Consider the following 15,434-nt stretch of genomic DNA (forward strand, 5'->3'; position numbering starts at 1 on the left):
GTCGGGGCGGCCCGCGACGTAGCGGAAGCCGTCGGCGAGGCGTGCGGCTCCCGGCTCGCGCACGCGCGGCACGAGCTCGCCGGGGCGCATCAGCGAGAGGGCGAGGAGCATGGCGACGAAGGTGGCCGCGTTGATGAGGAACATCCAGCCGGTGCCGACCATCACGATGAGGATGCCGCCGACGCCCGGGCCGATCAGGCGGGCCATGTTGAACGACGCCGAGTTGAGTGCGACCGCGTTCGATGCGTTCTCGCGTGCGACGACGTCGGAGACGAATGCCTGGCGTGCCGGGGCGTCGAACGCGTTCACGACGCCGAGCGCGAGGGCGAAGACCCACATGAGCGGCAGGGTCAGGACGTGCGTGAGCAGCAGCACGCCGACCGTCACCGCGAGCATCGCCAGCAGGGTCTGGGTGACGTAGAGCAGGCGGCGTCGGTCGAAACGATCGGCGACCCAGCCGGTGACGCCGACCAGCAGCAGCGGGGGGCCGAACTGCAGCGCCATGGTGATGCCCATGGCCGTCGCGTCGTGGTTCGTCAGCTGCGTGAGCACGACCCAGTCCTGTGCGGTGGACTGCATCCACGCGCCGATGTTGGAGATGAGGGCGCCGCTGAACCACAGTCGGTAGTTGTAGACCGAGAGCGACCGGAACATGGCGCTCATCGCTCTGCCACCCGTCGCATGAGGGCGGCGGCGCGGGCGAGCACCTCGCGCTCGTCCTCGTCGAGGTCGGCGAGCACCGATTCGAGCCAGGCGTCGCGGCGGCGCACGGTCTCCTCCACGACCTCGCGACCCGCGGGGGTGAGCTCGATGTTCACCTTGCGGCGGTCGTCGTCGTCGGTGGTGCGGGTGAGGTAACCGGCCTCCTCGAGGCCGTTGACGGTGCGGTTCATCGACGGTGCGGTGACGCGTTCGCGGTCGGCGAGCTCACCGAGGGTGTGCAGCCCGTGCATCTTGAGTGCCGCGAGCACCGCGAACTGCCCGTCGCTCATGGTGTCGACGGCGCGCTGCGCGCGCAGGCGTCGGGCGAGCCGGAACGTGGCCATCCGCAGATCGGATGCCGCGGCCGACAGCTCGGGGGCGGGGGCATCCTCGGGGCTGGTCATCGTGATCGTTAGCCTAACAAATTAGCCATGCTAAGTAAATCTCAACGGCGCATCGCGCCTCAGCGCCCGGAACGCGGTCACGCGGCAGGGCGTCGGTCAGCCCGCGGCGGTCTCCGGGTCGCGGCGGCGTCCGAGTGCGATCGTCGCGAGCAGGCCGATCGCGAGGAACCCGGCCGCCGAGAAGGCGGAGAGGCGGGTGCCCTCGGAGAGAGCCGCCTTCGCATCGTCGGCGATCGCCGCCGTCTGCGGGTTCTCGGCGAGTCCCGCGATCGCCCCGCCGGCGGAGTCGACGACGACGCTCACGATCTGGTCGCGCTGCGCCGATGGCACGCCGGCGTCGTCGAGCTTCGCGCCGAGGATGCCCGCCGTCGAGGTGAACAGCACCGTGCCGAGGATCGCGATGCCGAGCGCGGAGCCCACCTGGCGCGAGGTCGACTGCGTGCCCGACCCCTGCCCGGACAGTTCGACCGGCACATCCTGCAGCACCACGCCGGTCAGCTGCGCGGTGGCGAGCCCCACGCCCATGCCGTAGACGAACAGCGCCGGCAGTAACCAGCCCCACGCGGCATCCGGTGCGACGACCCAGCCGACCGCGGCGATGCCGATGATCTCGAGCCCGATGCCGATGCGCACGATCGTCGCGGGCGACACGCGACCGCTCGTCGCGCCGGCGAACCCGCTCGCCACGAACGAGCCGACGGCGAGGGCGAGCAGCACGAGACCTGTCTGCAGGGCGTCGAAGCCGAGCACGAACTGCAGCCACAGGGGGAGGGAGAGGATGATGCCGAACTCGCCGAGGGAGACGACCATCGCGGCGACGTTGCCGTTGCGGAACGACGAGATGCGGAACAGCGACAGCTCGAGCAGAGTGCCGTGCCCCTGCCGTGAGCGCCGGACCTCCCAGACGAGGAACGCGAGGAGCGCGAGCGCCGCGAGGGCGAAGGCGAAGGGGATGGGCGAGACGCCCCACGTCCACGTGACGCCGCCGATCCGCAGCTGCTGGTCGGTCGTCCACCAGCCGTAGGTGCGGCCCTCGATGAGCCCGAACACGAGGGCGCCGAACAGCACGACCGACAGGGCCGCACCGACGATGTCGAGGCCGCCGGTGCGGGTCTCGCGCGATTCGGCGATCGTGAGCAGCACGCCGATGACGATCACGACGGCGAACGGGATGTTGATGCCGAACGCCCAGCGCCACGAGAAGTCGGTGGTCAGCCAGCCGCCGAGGAGGGGTCCGACGGCGGCCATGCCGCCGATGGTCGAACCCCAGACCGCGAACGCGATCCCGCGCTCGCGGCCGCGGAAGGTGGCGTTCAGCAGCGAGAGCGTCGACGGCAGCATCATCGCGCCGCCGACCCCCTGCAGGAGTCGCGCGGCGATGAGTGCGTCGCCCGACGGGCTGAGGGCGGCGACGAGAGAGGAGAGGGCGAAGATCACGACGCCGATGAGCAGCATCCTCCGGCGACCGAAGCGATCGGCGAGGCTGCCGAACATCAGCAGCAGCGACGCGAACACGAGGGTGTAGGCCTCCTGCACCCACTGCACCTGGGTCGACGTGATGCCGAGCTCGTCGACGATCGAGGGGATCGCCACGTTCACGATCGTGGAGTCGACGATGATGAGCGCGACGGCGAGGCTGATGAAGACGAGTCCGAACCAGCGGCGGCGGGCAAGATCGGCCATTTAGCTCTCTTTTCTAGCGAACTTCAGTCATGCGAAGACTACGCCTGTCGCTGGCCGCCCACACCCGTCCCTAGACTCGGCACATGCCCGCGTTCGTCGATGCACACGGCGTCACCGTCGTCTACGACCACCACCCCGCCGTCACCACCCCGCGCGCCGTCGTGCAGCTGCTGCATGGCGTCGGCGAGCACGCCGGCCGGTACGGCGCCCTCATCGACGCGCTGACCGCCGACGGCTACATCGTCTACGCCGACGATCACCGCGGCCACGGCCGTACCGGACTGCAGCAGTGGGGCGATCACGCCAAACTCGGCCACCTCGGCGCCGGCGGCCACCCCGCTGCGGTCGCCGCCGTGTGGCAGCTCACCGGCATCATCCGGCGCGAGAACCCCGACCTGCCGCTCGTGCTGCTCGGGCACTCGTGGGGCTCGTTCCTCGCGCAGATCCTCGTCAACGAGCACCCCGACGCGTACGACGCGCTCGTGCTCTCCGGGTCGGCGCTGCGCCTGCCGGGCACCCTCAACGCCGGCGACCTCAACGCGCCGTGGAAGGCGTCGACCGCCAACGGCACGGAGTGGCTCTCGAGCGACCCGGCTGTCGGCCAGGCGTTCCTCGACGACCCGCTCACCGTCTCGGTGCCACTGCTGCGCCTGTTCGGTGTGATCGACGCCGCACGGCTGTTCGGGCGTCCGCGCAAGAACCTCGGTCGCGACATCCCGACCCTTCTCCTGGTGGGCAAGGAGGACACCGTCGGCGGACCCCGCAGCGTGCACAAGCTCGCCGACGCCTATCGCAGCCGCTCGGGCTTCACCGACGTGACCACGCTCGTCTACCCCGGCGGTCGTCACGAGATCTTCAACGAGGTCATGCAGCAGGACGTCCGCGGCGACCTGCTCGCCTGGCTCGACCGGCGCTTCGCGGCCCGCGACTGACGCGGGGCACCTGACATCGGCGCCCGGGGCCGATCGCCGAGCCGCGGGCGCGACCGGCGGGCCGCGGCATCCGTCGTCGTTCTAGGCTGAGAGCCGTGCACGGTGAGTACAAGGTCCCGGGGGGCAAGCTGGTCGTCGTCGACCTCGACGTCGAACACGGCCGCATCGCGAACGCCCACGTCGCGGGCGACTTCTTCCTCGAGCCCGACGATGCGCTCGCCTCGATCGACGCCGCGCTGAACGGCCTCCCCGAAGAGACGGATGCCGCGGCCATCGCGCAGGCGGTGCGATCGGCCCTTCCCGAGGGAGCCCAGCTGCTCGGCTTCACGCCCGAGTCGATCGGCACCGTCGTGCGCCGGGCGCTCGTGCGGGCTCCGGGCCGGAAGGACTTCGACTGGGAGGTGGTGCACGACGGACCGGTGTCGCCGCGCATGAACCTCGCGCTCGACGAGGTGCTCACGACCCGCGTCGGCGATGGGCGCCGCGCTCCCACCCTGCGCCTGTGGGAGTGGGACGAGTCGGCCGTCGTGATCGGCTCATTCCAGTCGCTGCGCAACGAGGTCGATCCGGCGGGCGCCGCGCGTCACGGCTTCGATGTCGTGCGCCGCATCTCGGGCGGCGGCGCGATGCTCATGGGCGCGAACTCGATCGTGACGTACTCGCTCTACGTGCCGGCGACGCTCGTGGCGGGCATGACGTTCGCCGACTCCTACGCGTTCCTCGACGACTGGGTGCTCGTGGCGCTGCGCTCACTCGGCATCGACGCGGTCTACCAGCCCCTCAACGACATCACCGGCCCGCACGGGAAGATCGGCGGCGCCGCGCAGAAGCGGCTCGCGAACGGCGGCGTGCTGCATCACGCGACCCTCAGCTACGACATGGACGGCCAGGTGATGACCGAGGTGCTGCGCATCGGCCGGGAGAAGCTGAGCGACAAGGGCACGGTCTCGGCGGCCAAGCGCGTCGACCCGCTGCGGAGCCAGACGGGGCTGTCGCGCGAGGAGATCATCGACCGCTTCATCGACACCTTCACAAACCTCTACGGCGCCCACGCCGGACATATCACCGAAGAGGAATACGCCGAGGCCGAGGCGCTCGTCGCGTCGAAGTTCGCGACGGACGCATGGCTGCACCGGGTGCCGTGACCGGCGACGTCGTCATCCATCAGGGCGACAACCTCGAGGTCGCACGCTCATTGCCGGCCGGCGCCTTCACCGTCGTCTACCTCGACCCGCCGTTCAACACCGGGCGCGAACGCACCCGTGCCGTCGAGACGGTGACGTGGGCGCGCGACGCCGAGGGTGAGACGGATGCCGCGACCCGCCGCGGCTTCCACGGTCGCGACTATGAGCGGCTCCGCGGCGACCTGCGCACCTACGACGACAGGTTTGACGACTACTGGGGGTTCCTCGAGCCGCGGCTCGTCGAGGCGTGGCGGCTGCTCGCCGACGACGGCACGCTGTACCTCCACCTCGACTACCGCGAGGTGCACTACGCGAAGGTGCTGCTCGATGCCCTCGTCGGTCGCGACCACTTCCTCAACGAGATCGTCTGGGCCTACGACTACGGCGGCAAGACGCGCCGCCGCTGGCCGCCCAAGCACGACACGATCCTCGTCTACGTGAAGGATCCCGCCCGGTACTGGTTCGACGCCGACGCGGTCGACCGTGAGCCCTACATGGCGCCCGGGCTCGTCACCCCCGAGAAGGCCGCGCGCGGCAAGCTCCCGACGGACGTCTGGTGGCACACGATCGTGCCGACGACCGGGCGGGAGAAGACCGGGTATCCCACGCAGAAGCCCGAGGGGGTGCTGCGGCGGATCGTCGCGGCATCCAGCCGGCCGGGCGACACCGTTCTCGACCTCTTCGCCGGCAGCGGAACGACCGGGGCGGTGGCCGCGGCCCTCGGCCGCCACGCGGTGCTCGTCGACGACAACCCCGAGGCGATCGCGGTGATGAGGGCGCGGATGCCCCGGGCCCGCCTCGCGACCGACGTGCCATGAGCGGCGCCCGGCCCTAACCTGGTTCGGTGCGTTTCGGAATCTTCATCCCCCAAGGCTGGCGTCACGACCTCGTCGACATCGATCCCGCGGACCATTGGCGGGTGATGGCCTCGCTCGCGCAGCGCGCGGACGAGGGCACCGCCTGGGAGTCCATCTGGGTCTACGACCACTTCCACACCGTTCCGGTGCCGAGCGAGGAGGCCACCCACGAGGCGTGGACGCTGATGTCGGCGTTCGCGGCCTCGACCGGCCGCATCCGTCTCGGCCAGATGTGCACGTGCACCGGCTACCGCAATCCGGCCTACCTCGCCAAGGTCGCCGCGACGGTCGATGTGATCTCGGGCGGGCGTCTCGAGATGGGCATCGGCGCCGGCTGGTACGAGCACGAATGGCGCGCATACGGCTACGGATTCCCGGATGCCCCGCAGCGACTGCGTCAGCTCGGCGAGGGCGTGGAGATCATGACGCGTGCGTGGCGGGACGGCGAGGTCACGTTCTCGGGTCGCGAGTACCAGGTCGACGGCGCGATCGTGCGCCCGCTTCCGCTGCAGCAGGGCGGCATCCCGTTGTGGGTCGCCGGCGGCGGCGAGAAGGTCACGCTGAAGATCGCCGCGAAGCACGCGCAGTACACGAACTTCAGCTCCGATCCCGAGACATTCGTGCGCAAGCGCGACATCCTGCATTCTCACTGCGCAGCGATCGGGCGCGACCCGCGCGAGATCACGCTGAGCGCCAACTTCTCGACCGTCGTCGCGGCGACCGATGCGGAGGTCGCCGACCGACTCGACGCGATCGAGGCGCGGCTCGCGCCCTACCTCGGTGACGCGATCGGCGGCTACATGGCCGAATACCGCTCGGGCGCGGCGCTCGTGGGCACGCCCGCGACGATCGTCGAGCGGCTGCGCGCGCTGCAGGCCGAGGGACTTGCGTACGCGATCCACTACTTCCCCGAGCACGCCTACGACCGCACCGGCGTCGACCTGTTCGAGCGCGAGGTCGTGCCGGCCCTGCGCTGACGCGGCGGCGCCGGGCACGGCCTGCCGGCGCCGTGCGGGCGGCGCCCGGTCGGCGCTCAGCCGCGCACGAAGTCGACGATCGCCGTGAGGGCGGCCTCGGTGTCGAGCTGCGGGGCGTGACGGGCGCCGGGCACCTCGACCAGGGTGGCGCCGGGCACGGATGCCGCCACACGCCGCCCGTTCTCGGGAGGCGTGATGCGGTCGTCGGCGCCGTGCACGACGAGCGTGGGCGCCGTGATGCGCGCGAGCTCATCCCACGCGTCGTGCGTCGACGACGCCTGGAAGTGGCCCCGGCGCACCGGGATCGCCGCGTCGCGGCGGGTGAACAGCGAGATCGCTTGTGGATTGTCGGCGATGTAGGCGTCGGAGAAGAAATAGGGCGCGAGCACATCGCCGGTGCCGTTCGCGAGCGCGGAGGTGGCGGCATCCTCTCGGCGCATCCCCCGCGCATCGCCGCCCGTCGTCGACACCAGCACGAGCCGGTCGACGAGCTCCGGGCGATCGATGGCGAGCCACTGCGCGACCCGGCCCCCCATCGAGTGCCCGATCACCGCCGCGGGCGCGATGTCGAGTGCCTCGATCACGGTGGCCGCATCGCGGGCGAGCGACCGCGTCGACCATTCGGCCGCCTCGCCCACCGAGCTCCCGCCGATCCCGCGGTGATCGTAGACAGTGACTCGCCCGACAGCGGTGAGTGCGGGCAGCACCGGATCCCACGACGTCGCGCTCACCCCTTGGCCGGCGATCAGCAGCAGTTCGCGCGTCCCGGCGCCGGTCTGACGCCAGACGAGGTCGGCGCCGTCGGCGGTGGTGACGACACCGGCGCGGTCGCTCACGCGGGCGCGGTCGCCGCGCGGCGGGCGTCCCAGCCCGAGCGCACCATCTCATCGACGGTGTAGCGCATGCGCCAGTCGAGGTCGCGTGCGGCCAGGTCTCCGGTCGCGACGATGCGATCGGGGTCGCCGCTGCGCCGCGGCCCGATCTCGGGGGCGAAGTCGACGCCCGTCACGCGGGCCACGGCGGTCATGATCTCCTTGACCGACAGGCCGTTCTGGGAGCCGAGGTTGTAGGCCGGCTCGACCGGTTCTCCGGCGGCCAGTCGTCGCGCGGCGACGACATGGGCTGAGGCGATGTCCGCGACGTGCACATAGTCGCGCACGTTCGTGCCGTCCGGGGTGTCGTAGTCGTCACCGTTGATGCGGGGCACCTCGCCGGCGATCAGCTTCTCGAAGACGATCGGGAACAGGTTGTGGGGGCTCACGTCGTACACGCTCGGGTCGCCCGATCCGACGACGTTGAAGTAGCGCAGAGAGGTGTGCCGCAGCGGATGCTCCGTCCCGGCCGTCGCGATCCCCTGGTCACGGATCAGCCACTCGCCGATCAGCTTCGACTCGCCGTAGGGCGACGCGGGGCGTTTGGGCAGGTCCTCGGTGACGAGCGGAACGTCGGGGGTGCCGTAGACGGCGGCGCTCGACGAGAACACGAGGTTGGTGACGTTCGCCGCCGCCATCGCGGCGAGCACGACACGCGTGCCGTCGACGTTCTGCTCGTACGTGTGCAGGGGACGCTGCACGGAGACGCCCGCGTACTTGTAGCCGGCGACGTGGATGACCCCCGTCACGTCATGATCCCGCAACGCGCTCTCGACCAGCTCGCGGTCGAGGATCGAGCCCCGCACGAACGCGACGCCGTCGGGCACGAAGGAGGCGACGCCGCTCGACAGGTCGTCGAGCACGACGGGGGTCAGCCCGTCGGTGGCGAGGGCGCGGACGATGTGGGCACCGATGTATCCGGCACCGCCGGTGACAAGCCAGCTCATGCGTCCATCCTGGCAGGCGCGCCCGGTGCTCGCGTCCGCGCCGGTGCTGCGCTCAGACGGATGCCGCGGCTCAGCCGCCGAGCGCGGCCGTGACGACCTCGCGCGCCTGCTCCTGCACCTCGCGCAGGTGCGCCTCTCCGCGCAGCGACTCGGCGTAGAGCTTGTAGACGTCCTCCGTGCCCGACGGGCGCGCTGCGAACCAGGCGTGCTCGGTGACGACCTTCAGCCCGCCGATCGCCGCACCATTGCCGGGCGCGTGCGAGAGCTTCGCCACGATCTCCTCGCCGGCGAGGGTGGTCGCGGTGACCGCGTCGGGGGCGAGCTTCGCGAGCGCCGCCTTCTGGGACGGGGTGGCCGCGGCATCCACGCGTTGGTAGACCGACGACCCGTAGGTCTCCTCGAGCTCGGCGTAGCGCTGCGACGGGGTCTTCCCGGTGACCGCGAGGATCTCGGCGGCGAGCAGGCACAGCAGGATGCCGTCCTTGTCGGTCGTCCAGACGCTGCCGTCCATGCGCAGGAACGATGCGCCCGCCGACTCCTCGCCGCCGAACGCGACCGACCCGTCGAGCAGGCCCGGTACGAACCACTTGAACCCGACCGGCACCTCGTACAGGTCGCGGCCGAGCGCCTCGACCACACGGTCGATGATCATCGACGAGACGAGCGTCTTGCCGACGGCCGCGGCATCCGACCAGCCGGGACGGTGCGAGAACAGGTAGTCGATCGCGACTGCCAGGTAGTGGTTCGGGTTCATGAGACCCGCGTCGGGGGTGACGATGCCGTGGCGGTCGGCATCGGCGTCGTTGCCGGTGAGCAGGTCGTACTCGTCGCGGCGGGCGACGAGCGAGGCCATCGCCGAGGGGGAGGAGGGGTCCATCCGGATCTTCTCGTCCCAGTCGAGGGTCATGAACCTCCAGGTGGGGTCGACCTCGGGGTTCACGACGGTGAGGTCGATCCCGTAGTGCTCGGCGATCAGCGCCCAGTAGTCGACCGAGGCCCCGCCCAGCGGGTCGGCGCCGATGCGGACGCCGGCCTTCTTGATGGCGGCGATGTCGATGATCGAGTCGAGGTCGCGCACGTACGCCTCACGGAAGTCGTACTCGCCGAGCGCGTCGCCGTCGATGTCGGAGTAGCGCGTGCGGCGCACGCCCTCGAGCCCGTCGGCGATGAGGGCGTTCGCGCGGTCGGCGATCCATCCGGTCGCGTCGGTGTCGGCGGGACCGCCGTGGGGCGGGTTGTACTTGAAGCCGCCGTCGCGGGGCGGGTTGTGGCTCGGGGTGACGACGATGCCGTCCGCTCGACCCGGGTCGGAGTCCTCGCGGCCCCGGTTGTAGGTGAGGATGGCGTGGCTGAGTGCCGGGGTCGGCACCCATGAGTCGCGGGAGTCGACGCGCACGTCGACGCCGTTCGCGACCAGCACTTCGATGGCGGTGCGCTCGGCGGGAAGGCTCAGGCCGTGGGTGTCGCGCCCGAGGAAGAGGGGCCCGGCGATGCCCTGCGCGGCGCGGTAGTCGACGATCGCCTGGGTGGTCGCGAGGATGTGGGTCTCGGTGAAGCTCGTCGACAGGCTCGAGCCGCGGTGCCCGCTGGTGCCGAAGGCGACCCGCTGCTCCGGCACGGTCGGGTCGGGGATGCGGTCGTAGTAGGCGGAGATCAGTTCATCGACGTCGATCAGATCGGATGCTTCGGCGGGCTGTCCAGCGCGGCTCATGCGCACAGTCTGACACCCGCGCGCATGTTCTGCGCGGCTAGGCTTTGTCCCCGTGACGATCGACGCGCCCGAGGCCGATGCCCCTCGCCGCACCTACAGCTACCTCGGCCCCGCCGGAACCTTCACGGAGGCCGCCCTCGCTCAGGTGCCGGAGGCGCGCGAGCACGTGTGGCGCCCCGTGCGCAATGTGGGCGAGGCGCTTGCCGACGTGGTCGAGGGGCGGTCCGACGCAGCGATGATCGCGATCGAGAACTCGGTCGACGGTGGCGTCTCCACCGCGCAGGATGCCCTCGCGACGACGCCGGGCCTGCGCATCGTGGGCGAATACCTCGTCCCGGTGCGTTTCGTGCTGGTCGGCCGCCCCGGCAGCCGGCTCGAGGACGTGTCGCTGATCGCGGCCCACCCGGTCGCCTACGCGCAGAGCCTGCGCTGGTTGAGCGAGACCCTTCCGGCGCACGCGCACCTTCCCGCGGCGAGCAATGTGGCCAGCGCGCTGGGGCTGCTCGACGGGTCGAGTCCCGCGGACGCGGCCATCGCCCCGCCGGGCATCACCGAGCATCACGAACTCGAGGTGCTCGCCGAGGACATCGGCGACAACCCCAACGCCGTGACCCGGTTCGTGCTGGTCAGCCGCACGGTCGCACCGCCGGCGCCGACGGGTGCCGACAAGACCTCGCTCATCGTCGAGCTCCCCGAGGACCACCCCGGCGCGCTGCTCGAGCTTCTCGAGCAGTTCGCCACCCGTGGCATCAACCTCTCGCTGCTGGCCTCGCGTCCGGTGGGCGACGAGCTGGGCCGCTACCGCTTCGTGATCGACGCCGATGGGCACATCCGTGATGAGCGCATGGCCGACGCGCTCATGGGCCTGCGCCGGTTCAGCCCGAAGGTGATCTTCCTCGGGTCGTACGCCCGAGCGGACCGCGCGATCGTGCACTACCCCGACCGCTACTCCGACGAGGTGTTCGTCGAGGCGCGGGACTGGCTGCGCGGGCTCGTGAGCGGCGAGCCGGAGGACTGACCCGCCCGCCGCGGCGTGAAGAACACGTACACGACCGTGCTCACCGCGACGAGTACGAGCACGTAGCCGGTGAACCCCAGGGTCCCGCCGCCCGCCGCGCTCGCGTGATAGATCATGGGCGCCGTGCCGCCGAAGAGCGAGTTGGCGATCGCGTACCCGAACCCGACGCCCAGAGCACGCACCTCGGGTGGGAACGCCTCCGCCTTGGCGACCGTGTTGACCGACAGGTAGCCGGCGAGCGCGACGAAGCCGCCGACGAGCAGCCCGAGCAGAGTCCACGGTGACGACGTCTGCGGCACGAGCCACAGCAGCGGCACCGTCGTCACGAGCGCGCCGACGCCGAAGAAGACGAGCAGCGCCCGCCAGCCGATGCGGTCGCTCAGCGCGCCGCCGATCGGCTGCAGCAGCATGAGCACGACGAGGGCCACGAGAACGGATGCCGCGGCCGCCGTCTCGGCCGCGGCCCCGCCGGTCGCGAAGGCGCTGTCGCGGGCGAGGGTCGGGAGGGTGACGGTATCGGTGTAGAAGACGACGGTGCCGCCCGCCGTCATGAGGATGACCCAGACGAGCGCCCCGGCGTGCTCGCGCAGCAGCACGCGCATCGATCCGCCCTGAGCGCGGGCGGCGTTCTCTGCGCGGCGCGGGATCGCGAGGAGCGAGGCGGCGGCGGCCAGGGCCGCGACCGCGAACACGGCGCGCCAGCCCCACGCCGCGATCGCGGGCCGGTCGACGGTGACGAGGAGGACCAGCAGGGCCGCCTGGGCGAGCACCTGGCCGCCGACGATGGTCGCGCTCTGCAGCGAGGAGAACAGGCCGCGGCGGCCGGCGGGGGCGAGTTCGGCGAGGTAGACGGCGGATGCCGCGTACTCGCCGCCCGCGGCGATGCCCTGAACGAGGCTCGCGACGAGCAGCACGACCGCGGCTCCCGCGCCGATCGCGGCGTGCGTCGGGCTCAGGGCGAGGACGAGCGTGCACACGGCCATGAGCAGCACGCTGGCGCGCAGCGCCCGGGCTCGGCCGCGGCGGTCGGCGAGGCGCCCGAACAGCCACGAGCCGAGCGGGCGTGCGGCGAATGCGAGGGCGAACGCGCCGTAGACGAACACGAGGGCGTGCGCGTCGTCGGCGGCGAAGAACTCGTGACGGAAGTAGGGCGCGAACGTCGCGTAGGCGTACAGATTCAGCCACTGGGCGAGGTTCGGCAGCGATGCCCGCACGACGGCCCCGCCGAATCCCCTCCCGCGCTCGCCGCCCACGGCATCACCCTAGAGGGCGAGGGAGCTGCTCACGCGGCGAGCGGCGCGAGCAGCTCGAGGGTGCGGGCACGGCCGGGTGCGGCATCCATCGGCTCGTCGTCGTGGGCGCCCGCGACGGGCGAGATCATGACCTCGTCGAGCCCGTGTCGCGCCGCGAAATCGGAGAGGCGGCGGCGCACGTCGTCGCCGTCGCCGATGAACCAGGTCGATTCCGCCCACGCCCGGAAAGGCGCCGACAGGCCGTCCTCGGCCTCGGCGGCGGCCGCCTGCTCGACCGTCTCGAGGGCGATGAGAGGGCGGCCCGAGCGCAGCCGCGCCATCATGCGGATCTGCGGCAGCGCGCGTGCCGCTGCCTCGTCCGCGGTGTCGGCCGCGACGATGTTGGCGGTGAGGAAGGTCACGGGTGCCGGGTGCTGCTCGCTCGGTTGGTACTGCTCGCGGTACAGCGACAGGGCGCGCTCGAGGCCGTCGCCCGAGAAGTGGTTGGCGAACACGTACGGCAGGCCCATCGAGGCGGCGAGCTGCGCCGAGTAGTCGCTCGACCCGAGCAGCCACACCTGCGGTTGCGACGTCGCGGCCGGGGTGGCGGTCACACCGTACGTGCCACCAGAGGTGAACTGCACGGTCGCGCCCTGCGGGCTCGTGATCGAGAGGATGTCGCGGATGTGGTCGGGGAAGCGCTCCACGTCGCTCGTCGTGCCCGAGCGGTGCAGCAGCTGGGTGATGACCGGGTCGCTGCCGGGCGCGCGCCCGATTCCGAGGTCGATGCGGCCGGGCGCGAGGGCCTCGAGCGCCGCGAACTGCTCGGCGACGACGAGCGGCGAGTGGTTGGGAAGCATGACGCCGCCCGAACCCACCCGGATGCGCGACGTGCGGGCCGCGGCCGCGGCGATCAGCACGGGCGGCGTCGTCGAGGCGACGGCCGGCATGTTGTGGTGCTCGGCGAACCAGTAGCGCGTGTAGCCGAGCTCGTCGGCGCGGTGGGCGAGCGAGAGGGATGCCGCGACCGCCGCGGCGCTCGTCTGGTGGGTGCGCACGGGCACGAGGTCGAGGACGGAAAGGGCGGTGCTCATCGTGTGCTGCAACGGGGAGGCCGCGGCATCCATTCCCCGGCCGCCCGTGCCGTCAGGCGCGGGAGCGCTTCACCTCGTCGTAGGCCGCCAGGGCGGCGCGCCGCGTGTCGCCGAGGTCGACGAGCGGCGGCACGTCGGCCCAATCGGGCGCCCAGCGGTCGATGTAGCGGTGCTGCGGGTCGAACTTCTGCGCCTGGGTCTCGGGGTTGAAGATGCGGAAGTACGGTGCCGCGTCGGCACCGGAGCCCGCGACCCACTGCCAGTTGAACGGGTTCGCCGCCTCGTCGGCGTCGACGAGTGTGTCCCAGAACCACTCCTCGCCGCGCCGCCAGTCGATGAGCAGGTTCTTGATGAGGAATGATGCCGCAACCATCCGCACCCGGTTGTGCATGACCCCGGTGTGCCACAGCTCCCGCATGCCGGCATCGACCAGGGCGATGCCGGTGCGGCCGTGCTGCCAGGCGTGCAGCGCCGCCGGATGCGGTCGCGGCCAGGGGAAGGCATCGAACTCGCGCCGCAGGTTCTCGGTGTGCAGGTCGGGGGCGTGGAAGAGGGTGTGCCAGGCGAACTCGCGCCAGCCGATCTCCGAGAGGAACCGCCCGGTGTCCTTCCCGGATGCCGCGGCCGCATGCCACACCTGGTGCGGGCTCAGCTCACCCCACCGCAGCCGCGGCGACAGCCCCGAGGTGACGCCGGCGGCCGGCTCGTCGCGCGCACGGTCGTAGTCGTCCACGTCGTCGGCGAGGAACTGCGCAAGGCGCCGGCGCGCGGCGATCTCGCCCGGCTCCCACGTCTCGCGCAGCCCGCCCGCCCAGTCGGGGTTCGTCGGCAGCAGCGCCCAGTCGTCGAGCGCGTCGCTTCGGGGGAGCGTCTGCGGCGCGACGAGCTCGCGGGGCTCGGGCAGCGGCGCGCGCGGCGCCGGCAGGTTCAGGCAGGCGCGCCAGAACGGCGTGAAGACGGCGTAGTGCCCGCCCGACCCGGTGCGCACCGTCCACGGCTCGAACAGCAGCGATGCGGCGAACGAGGCGACCTCGACCCCGTCGTCCCGCAGCCGTGCCTTCAGGGCGGTGTCCATCTCGCGCGCAGGTCCGCCGTAGCGGCGGTTCCAGAAGACGGCGGATGCCGCGGCATCCTGCACGACCTGCGGCACCACCTCGCGAGCGCGGCCCCGGCGCAGTACGAGGGCGCCGCCGCGCTCGCGCAGGCGCTCTCCGAGGTCGGCGAGCGAGTGGTGCAGCCACCAGCGGGCCGCGCCGCCGAGGGGCCGCACCTCCTCCGATGTGTCGAGCACGTAGAGGCCGATCACCGGTTCTCTGCGGTCGACGGCCGCGCGCAGGGCGGGGTTGTCGGCGAGGCGCAGGTCGTCGCGGAACCAGACGATCGAGGTCATGCCATGACCGTACGGCCGAGATGCGGCCGCTGCCGAGGGTTGACACCGACAGTGGATGCCGCCTCCCGCCGCTCGCTCACGTGAACTGATCGATGTTCAGCACGAGGGGGCGCGAGAGCCGGCCGTCGACGGTCGCGATGACGGTGATGGTCGCCAGGCGGAGCGCGATCGGGTCGAGTCCGTCGACGGAGACGTAGACCGTGCTGCCGAGTCGGAACACCTCGGTGCCGGTGCGATCGAGAGCGGTGACCGACACCGTCGCTCCCGGCGGCACGTCGACGGCGAAGAAGAGGCTGTCGGTTGTGGCGCCGTGGACCCACAGCCCGCCGCGGAACTGCGGTGTGGCGGGAACGGTCGGTGTCGACCCGTCGACTCCTGACGGCACCGTGGGAGTGGGAGTGGGAGTGGGAGTGGGAGTGGGAGTGGGAGTG

The 15,434-nt window shown here is 71.6% G+C and carries 14 protein-coding genes and 1 pseudogene; 5 read left to right on the forward strand and 10 right to left on the reverse strand.

What is annotated here, in order from left to right:
* The 3 genes from ABT08_RS08740 to ABT08_RS08750 all read right to left on the reverse strand — a co-directional run.
* On the reverse strand, nucleotides 1-663 hold a 663-nt coding region (locus ABT08_RS08740; protein ID WP_288114706.1), incomplete at its 3' end, for an MFS transporter.
* Nucleotides 660-1,106 carry a MarR family winged helix-turn-helix transcriptional regulator gene (locus tag ABT08_RS08745; RefSeq protein ID WP_045246467.1) on the reverse strand — a complete coding sequence of 149 codons (447 nt, stop codon included), beginning with the start codon at nucleotides 1,104-1,106 and terminating at the stop codon, nucleotides 660-662. The genes ABT08_RS08740 and ABT08_RS08745, both read right to left, overlap by 4 nt.
* Nucleotides 1,107-1,202: 96 nt before the next feature.
* Nucleotides 1,203-2,789: a DHA2 family efflux MFS transporter permease subunit gene (locus ABT08_RS08750; protein ID WP_288114707.1), complete on the reverse strand. Its 1,587-nt coding sequence runs from the start codon at nucleotides 2,787-2,789 to the stop codon at nucleotides 1,203-1,205.
* An 83-nt stretch (nucleotides 2,790-2,872) separates the two neighbouring features.
* On the opposite strand from ABT08_RS08750, the gene ABT08_RS08755 reads away from it, so the two are divergent.
* From ABT08_RS08755 to ABT08_RS08770, 4 genes are all read left to right on the forward strand, one after another.
* Nucleotides 2,873-3,721, forward strand: a complete 849-nt coding sequence (locus ABT08_RS08755; RefSeq protein ID WP_056206841.1) for an alpha/beta fold hydrolase — start codon at nucleotides 2,873-2,875, stop codon at nucleotides 3,719-3,721.
* Between the two features lie 95 nt (nucleotides 3,722-3,816).
* Nucleotides 3,817-4,866 (forward strand): lipoate-protein ligase LplAB, encoded by a 1,050-nt coding sequence (gene lplAB / locus ABT08_RS08760; RefSeq protein WP_288114709.1) that lies wholly within the window; start codon nucleotides 3,817-3,819, stop codon nucleotides 4,864-4,866.
* Nucleotides 4,845-5,723 carry a DNA-methyltransferase gene (locus ABT08_RS08765; protein ID WP_288114711.1) on the forward strand — a complete coding sequence of 293 codons (879 nt, stop codon included), beginning with the start codon at nucleotides 4,845-4,847 and terminating at the stop codon, nucleotides 5,721-5,723. Before lplAB ends, ABT08_RS08765 begins: the two co-directional genes overlap by 22 nt.
* A gap of 26 nt (nucleotides 5,724-5,749) precedes the next feature.
* Nucleotides 5,750-6,739: an LLM class F420-dependent oxidoreductase gene (locus tag ABT08_RS08770; protein ID WP_273204340.1), complete on the forward strand. Its 990-nt coding sequence runs from the start codon at nucleotides 5,750-5,752 to the stop codon at nucleotides 6,737-6,739.
* Nucleotides 6,740-6,795: 56 nt separating this feature from the next.
* Here the strand turns inward: ABT08_RS08770 and ABT08_RS08775 are convergent, their stop codons facing one another.
* The 3 genes from ABT08_RS08775 to pgm form a co-directional block, all read right to left on the reverse strand.
* The gene (locus ABT08_RS08775; protein WP_056206830.1) at nucleotides 6,796-7,575 is read right to left on the reverse strand and encodes an alpha/beta fold hydrolase; all 780 of its coding nucleotides are present in this window, start codon (nucleotides 7,573-7,575) and stop codon (nucleotides 6,796-6,798) included.
* Nucleotides 7,572-8,558 carry a UDP-glucose 4-epimerase GalE gene (gene galE, locus ABT08_RS08780; RefSeq protein WP_273204345.1) on the reverse strand — a complete coding sequence of 329 codons (987 nt, stop codon included), beginning with the start codon at nucleotides 8,556-8,558 and terminating at the stop codon, nucleotides 7,572-7,574. Before galE ends, ABT08_RS08775 begins: the two co-directional genes overlap by 4 nt.
* A 70-nt stretch (nucleotides 8,559-8,628) precedes the next feature.
* Nucleotides 8,629-10,269 carry a phosphoglucomutase (alpha-D-glucose-1,6-bisphosphate-dependent) gene (pgm, locus tag ABT08_RS08785; protein ID WP_056519097.1) on the reverse strand — a complete coding sequence of 547 codons (1,641 nt, stop codon included), beginning with the start codon at nucleotides 10,267-10,269 and terminating at the stop codon, nucleotides 8,629-8,631.
* A 52-nt stretch (nucleotides 10,270-10,321) separates the two neighbouring features.
* Between pgm and pheA the strand changes: the two genes are divergently transcribed.
* Nucleotides 10,322-11,287, forward strand: coding sequence for a prephenate dehydratase (pheA, locus tag ABT08_RS08790; protein ID WP_235557410.1), 966 nt, complete (start codon nucleotides 10,322-10,324; stop codon nucleotides 11,285-11,287).
* On the opposite strand, the gene ABT08_RS08795 is transcribed toward pheA, so the two are convergent.
* The 4 genes and pseudogenes from ABT08_RS08795 to ABT08_RS08810 form a co-directional block, all read right to left on the reverse strand.
* Nucleotides 11,215-12,540, reverse strand: coding sequence for an MFS transporter (locus ABT08_RS08795; protein WP_288114716.1), 1,326 nt, complete (start codon nucleotides 12,538-12,540; stop codon nucleotides 11,215-11,217). The two genes, pheA and ABT08_RS08795, sit on opposite strands and share 73 nt — an antisense overlap.
* Nucleotides 12,541-12,569: 29 nt before the next feature.
* Nucleotides 12,570-13,613, reverse strand: a complete 1,044-nt coding sequence (locus tag ABT08_RS08800; RefSeq protein ID WP_156454745.1) for an LLM class flavin-dependent oxidoreductase — start codon at nucleotides 13,611-13,613, stop codon at nucleotides 12,570-12,572.
* 52 nt (nucleotides 13,614-13,665) lie between these two features.
* On the reverse strand, nucleotides 13,666-15,003 hold the full coding sequence (locus tag ABT08_RS08805) for a cryptochrome/photolyase family protein (RefSeq protein WP_288114718.1): 1,338 nt from the start codon (nucleotides 15,001-15,003) through the stop codon (nucleotides 13,666-13,668).
* A 76-nt stretch (nucleotides 15,004-15,079) separates the two neighbouring features.
* Nucleotides 15,080-15,434 (reverse strand): annotated as a pseudogene (locus tag ABT08_RS08810) (hypothetical protein); the annotation flags it as partial.

The organism is Microbacterium sp. SCN 71-21 (assembly GCF_001725695.1).
Classification (GTDB): domain Bacteria; phylum Actinomycetota; class Actinomycetes; order Actinomycetales; family Microbacteriaceae; genus Microbacterium; species Microbacterium ginsengisoli.

What these genes read in the sequence shown, in the direction of transcription:
- ABT08_RS08805 (WP_288114718.1), bottom strand. Translation starts at nt 15,003, where the DNA reads ATGACCTCGATCGTCTGGTTCCGCGACGACCTGCGCCTCGCCGACAAC.
- ABT08_RS08755 (WP_056206841.1), top strand. Translation starts at nt 2,873, where the DNA reads ATGCCCGCGTTCGTCGATGCACACGGCGTCACCGTCGTCTACGACCAC.
- ABT08_RS08765 (WP_288114711.1), top strand. Translation starts at nt 4,845, where the DNA reads ATGGCTGCACCGGGTGCCGTGACCGGCGACGTCGTCATCCATCAGGGC.
- ABT08_RS08800 (WP_156454745.1), bottom strand. Translation starts at nt 13,613, where the DNA reads ATGAGCACCGCCCTTTCCGTCCTCGACCTCGTGCCCGTGCGCACCCAC.
- ABT08_RS08745 (WP_045246467.1), bottom strand. Translation starts at nt 1,106, where the DNA reads ATGACCAGCCCCGAGGATGCCCCCGCCCCCGAGCTGTCGGCCGCGGCA.
- ABT08_RS08750 (WP_288114707.1), bottom strand. Translation starts at nt 2,789, where the DNA reads ATGGCCGATCTTGCCCGCCGCCGCTGGTTCGGACTCGTCTTCATCAGC.
- galE (WP_273204345.1), bottom strand. Translation starts at nt 8,558, where the DNA reads ATGAGCTGGCTTGTCACCGGCGGTGCCGGATACATCGGTGCCCACATC.
- pgm (WP_056519097.1), bottom strand. Translation starts at nt 10,269, where the DNA reads ATGAGCCGCGCTGGACAGCCCGCCGAAGCATCCGATCTGATCGACGTC.